Source organism: Tahibacter sp. (genome assembly GCF_032229445.1).
Lineage (GTDB): Bacteria > Pseudomonadota > Gammaproteobacteria > Xanthomonadales > Rhodanobacteraceae > Tahibacter.
In genome coordinates this window covers 1-4,100 of sequence record NZ_JAVTWC010000133.1, presented here as the reverse complement: position 1 = coordinate 4,100, position 4,100 = coordinate 1, and the positions used below count along the sequence as shown (strand labels likewise).

At 63.3% G+C, this 4,100-nt stretch carries 5 protein-coding genes; 4 read left to right on the top strand and 1 reads right to left on the bottom strand.

Going from position 1 to position 4,100, the window contains the following annotated elements; genetic code table 11:
* Positions 1–2,515: Tn3 family transposase (locus tag RUU78_RS25135; RefSeq protein ID WP_313920606.1), on the bottom strand; the 2,515-nt coding region annotated here is incomplete at its 3' end.
* A 72-nt stretch (positions 2,516–2,587) separates the two neighbouring features.
* Between RUU78_RS25135 and RUU78_RS25130 the strand changes: the two genes are divergently transcribed.
* The 4 genes from RUU78_RS25130 to RUU78_RS25115 all read left to right on the top strand — a co-directional run.
* Positions 2,588–3,220, top strand: a complete 633-nt coding sequence (locus tag RUU78_RS25130; RefSeq protein ID WP_291998532.1) for a tyrosine-type recombinase/integrase — start codon at positions 2,588–2,590, stop codon at positions 3,218–3,220.
* A gap of 30 nt (positions 3,221–3,250) precedes the next feature.
* Positions 3,251–3,592: a type II toxin-antitoxin system RelE/ParE family toxin gene (locus RUU78_RS25125; RefSeq protein WP_291998531.1), complete on the top strand. Its 342-nt coding sequence runs from the start codon at positions 3,251–3,253 to the stop codon at positions 3,590–3,592.
* The gene (locus tag RUU78_RS25120; protein ID WP_291998530.1) at positions 3,573–3,872 is read left to right on the top strand and encodes an addiction module antidote protein; all 300 of its coding nucleotides are present in this window, start codon (positions 3,573–3,575) and stop codon (positions 3,870–3,872) included. Before RUU78_RS25125 ends, RUU78_RS25120 begins: the two co-directional genes overlap by 20 nt.
* A 21-nt stretch (positions 3,873–3,893) precedes the next feature.
* A partial coding sequence (locus RUU78_RS25115; protein ID WP_313920603.1) for a hypothetical protein occupies positions 3,894–4,100 on the top strand: 207 nt, incomplete at its 3' end.

Here is a 4,100-nt window from a genome sequence, read left to right as displayed (position 1 = left end):
GGTCGATGTTGGCTTTCTCGTCCACGATTGCCTGCCGGTCGATCTGGCCAACCGGACGGATCAGACATTTCTCGTACCCTGCAGGATCGTCGGCGCAGTAGAGTTTCGCTAACTGTTCCTCGAGGTCGGTGAAGCGCGGCTCGAAGCGCAGCCCGAACCAGTGCAGGATGGCGAAGTTGGCCTTGTTGACGCTGTGCATATCGCCCGTGATCGAGGTCGGCAGGATGTCCGACGTGTTGCGATACCAGACGTCGAACACGTGATGGGCTTCGAACTCGTGTGCGCCGATCAGCCAGCCCTGCAAGGGAACGTGATTGCACAGCAGCGTATAGGCGACGACGCCCTTGCCGCGACCGAAATACTTGCGCGAGTAGCGTGCCTTGACGGTCGGCCGCTCGACGCCGAATTTCTGGCCGTCGACGCTGCCGTAGAGCGCGTCGAAGTCGAACGAGTAGTGCGGGAAGATCGGCAACTCGGCAATGCCGTTGCTGATCCGGTCGTTGGCCGCCTGCAGCGACGCCTGGCGCAGGTACTGCTGGTAGGTCGCCTCCAGCACGTGGTACGGAATGTCGCTGGTGCGCGCCATGACGACGTTGCCATGGTTCATCGCCTGGGCGATGATGACCGCCATCAGGCTGTCCGAGTCGGCGACCTGCTTGGCATAGCGCGGTTGCAGCGGCGTCAGCGCCGACAGGAATCGGCACTGCTCGTTCACAAAGCGGAACACGTCGGCGACGTCGCAGAACGACAGCTTCTCGTAGAAGCTGTCCTCGCGCGCGGCATCGTTGTCAGCTTTGGGTCGGCGGCAGGTTAGCGTCTTGGTCTCGCTGTCGTAGTCGAGATGGTTCAGTTTTCCTTGTCGCAACTCGCGGTTGAACGCCAGCCACTGCTCGCGCAGCTCGGCCGTCAGCGTGTCGAGCTGGGCCTCGATCGGCTGGCGCAGCCAAGCGATGTCCATCTGGCCAAGCACCTCCGTTTTCTCGTCGAGGGACACGAGCTCGTCGGTAAAGCAGCGATGCTGCAGGCTGTCGTCCAGGTAAAGTTCGCCGGACTTGACGCGCTTTCTGATCTGGCGGTAGAGCCAGAATTCGTAGCGGTCGGCATGGACGCCCGTCGGCTTCCCGTCCGCGTCGAACGCCAGCAGATAAGGCCGCAGGCGCTTGGGCAGGGTCGCTTCCGGGCATTCAACGAGCGGGCGCTGCGACAGGCGCTGCTGTTTCGCGAACACGCCTTTTGCCCAGGTGAGCGCCGCGAGCCACCGGTTATCCGATGCGGCACTGGAGAATTCGAGCGCCCCAAAGAGCGGGCGCAGGTGGCGGCGGACGCGCTCGGCGAGACCGTCGACCACCTGCCAGCGCATGACCAGCTTGCTCGCCGGCTTCACGCTGAGGCGCTGACCAGCGACGTGAAGCGCGTCCTTGGGCATGATCTTGTACGCGCGTTGGCGAACGTCGCCGAATGGCGTGGCGTCGGCCACGGTATCGTCGACGTAGAGCAGCAACAGGCGGCCGACCTGCGGCGTTTCCTGCTGGCGGCGCATCTGCTCGGCGACGAAGTGCTTGGCGGCCCGCGCCTTGCTCTCGTCCTCGAGCTGCTTCATGTGGTAGCCCAAGGCGTCGACGAGGTTGTCGGTGATCTGCCGGTAGCGCTGCCAGGCGTAGCACAACAGATACAGATGTCTCTGCTCGGGCCTGAGGCGGCGCAGGTCGTATACCGTGTAGAAGTTCGCCAGGCTCGCGTAGTAGTGCAGGTTCTGCTGCGAGATTGCGAGCTCGGGCAGCAGCGTCTTGGCGATCCAGTACAGCGGCTCCAGCTTGGCGCGCTTCTCCCGCTCCCGCGCCATCTGTCGCCAACCGAAATCCTTGGCGTCCTGCTTCAGGGCGGCGAGCTCGGACAGCGTGTCGTCGCGCACCAGGAGCTGGGCCAGCGCGGCCTGGGCCGTGTCGTTCAGCACCTCGGCGAGCAGGTCGCCCAGGCGCCGGCGCTCGGCAGACAAGGTCCCGCTGATCAGCTCTTGCAAGGTCGTGTGGCCGGGCCGGACGATCTTGTGTTCGTTGAGGTAGGCGATCAGCTCGGCGACGATGAAGCCGGGTGTGACGTCGCGCCGAACGATATGGGCGGCCTGTTCCGCGAGTTGCGGGAGAAAGTCCGCCGACCACACTCGATAGCCGAACAGCTCCGCGATCCTGGCGCGTTGGGTGTAATGTTCGTGCCTGGTGATGGCATGCGGCTCGAATGCCTGTCCGTTGAAATAGCGGTCCAGTACAAAGACGGAATCGTCCTGGACATCGTCCCAGGTAAAGCGGAAGAAAGCGCGCTTGGCTTTGAAGTAGCCGATCTGCAAGGCGCAGTAGACGTGGGCGTGCAGGCCGGGACGACTACAAGCGAGCGCCAGCTCCGCTTCGGACAACGACAGGTAATCCAAACGCTGCCTGTCGTCGAGGTCGGGCAGGCCGTACAGGGCGAACTGCTCGGCGTCCGACAGGATGGTCAATAGCTTGTTCGTGGTCGCCATCGTCGGCGTAGGCGCCCGGCCCCGGAAAACTTTCCGTAGAATAACCGATATCGGGAAAGATCGGATTGCGCCATGAGCAAGCATGCGGGTTCCACGCTACCGGATCGCGATCCGCCAACCACCGAAAACCGGAAAGTTCCCATCCGCCGGGCGAACGCCGCCTACCGCAGCCGGGAATACCTGTCGGAAAAGGAGGTGGCGGCGCTGATGGAAGCGGCTGCAGGCGTCGGGCGCCACGGCGCGCGCGACGCCGCCTTGATCCTGATCGCCTACCGCCACGGCTTGCGCGTGTCCGAACTGGTCAGCCTGCGCTGGGATCAGGTTGACCTGAAGCAGGGGCTGCTGCACGTTGCGCGGCGCAAGCACGGCATCGCCTCGGTCCATCCGCTGCGCGGGCCGGAGCTGCGCGCCTTGCGTCGCCTGCAGCGCGACTACCCGGACACGCCCTACGTGTTCGTCAGCGAGCGCAAGGCGCCGCTCACCACCGATGCCGTACGCAAAATCGTCAGCCGCGCCGGGCGAGAGGCCGGCATCGAGTTCCCGGTCCATCCGCATATGCTGCGCCATGCCACCGGCTACAAGCTGGCCAACGACGGGCAGGACACCCGAGCGATCCAGCACTACCTGGGCCACCGCAACATCCAGCACACGACCCGCTACACCGAGCTGGCAGCAGACCGGTTCAAGGATTTCTGGCGGGATTGACGCGGATTCGTTTATAGACGAAGATCGAGCATGTACGAAATCCGCCATTACCTCACTGCGGACGGCAAGGACATCTATCTCGATTGGCTTAAGCAGGTGCGCGACCCGATTGCCAAGGTGCAACTGGTCAAGCGCGTCAACCGCGTGGAGCAAGGCAACTTCGGCGACCACAAATTCTGCCGCGACGGCGTCTGGGAAATGCGGATCGATGTGGGCGCAGGCTATCGCGTCTATTACGCCCAGGCCGGCTCACGCATCATGCTGCTGCTGTGCGGCGGCGACAAGCGAACCCAGGACGCCGACATCGGGCGCGCAGTGCGCTATTGGCAGGATTGGCAACGGAGGCCCGACGATGAAAGACCGAGCACATGATGATGCGATGGCCGAGATCTTCCGCGAGGACTTGGCGTTCGCAACCCAGTATCTGAACGACGTTCTGGAAGAAGGCGACCAGTCCGACCTGCTGATCGCGCTACGCCAGATCGCCAAGGCGTATGGCGGTGTCCCCGCCATCGCCGAGAAAGCGCACCTCAATCCGACTCAGCTCTATCGCACGCTGTCCCCGCAGGGCAATCCCGAGCTGCGCAGCCTCACCGCGGTGCTCAAAGCGATAGGACTGCGTCTGGCGATTCAACCGCTCCATCACACTTGATGAACGCCAGCGTTGGCCGTCATGCTGACGCTGGCCGCCTGGATGCGATCATGGCGCGTGCGGATTTCGATGATGCTGATCGACCAGACCGGCATTTTGGCTGACGGAATTTTCTGGGGTTTGGGCTTACAACCCCACGTCCCGATAATATTGCCCAAGCGCTACCAAATCCGTCTTGGCCTGGTCGAGCAACCTAACCCGCATGAGCCGCTGCCAATTCGTCAAAGA

Excerpts from the sequence above, each read along its gene's own strand:
- RUU78_RS25125 (WP_291998531.1), top strand. The coding sequence starts at position 3,251 with ATGTACGAAATCCGCCATTACCTCACTGCGGACGGCAAGGACATCTAT.
- RUU78_RS25130 (WP_291998532.1), top strand. The coding sequence starts at position 2,588 with ATGAGCAAGCATGCGGGTTCCACGCTACCGGATCGCGATCCGCCAACC.
- RUU78_RS25120 (WP_291998530.1), top strand. The coding sequence starts at position 3,573 with ATGAAAGACCGAGCACATGATGATGCGATGGCCGAGATCTTCCGCGAG.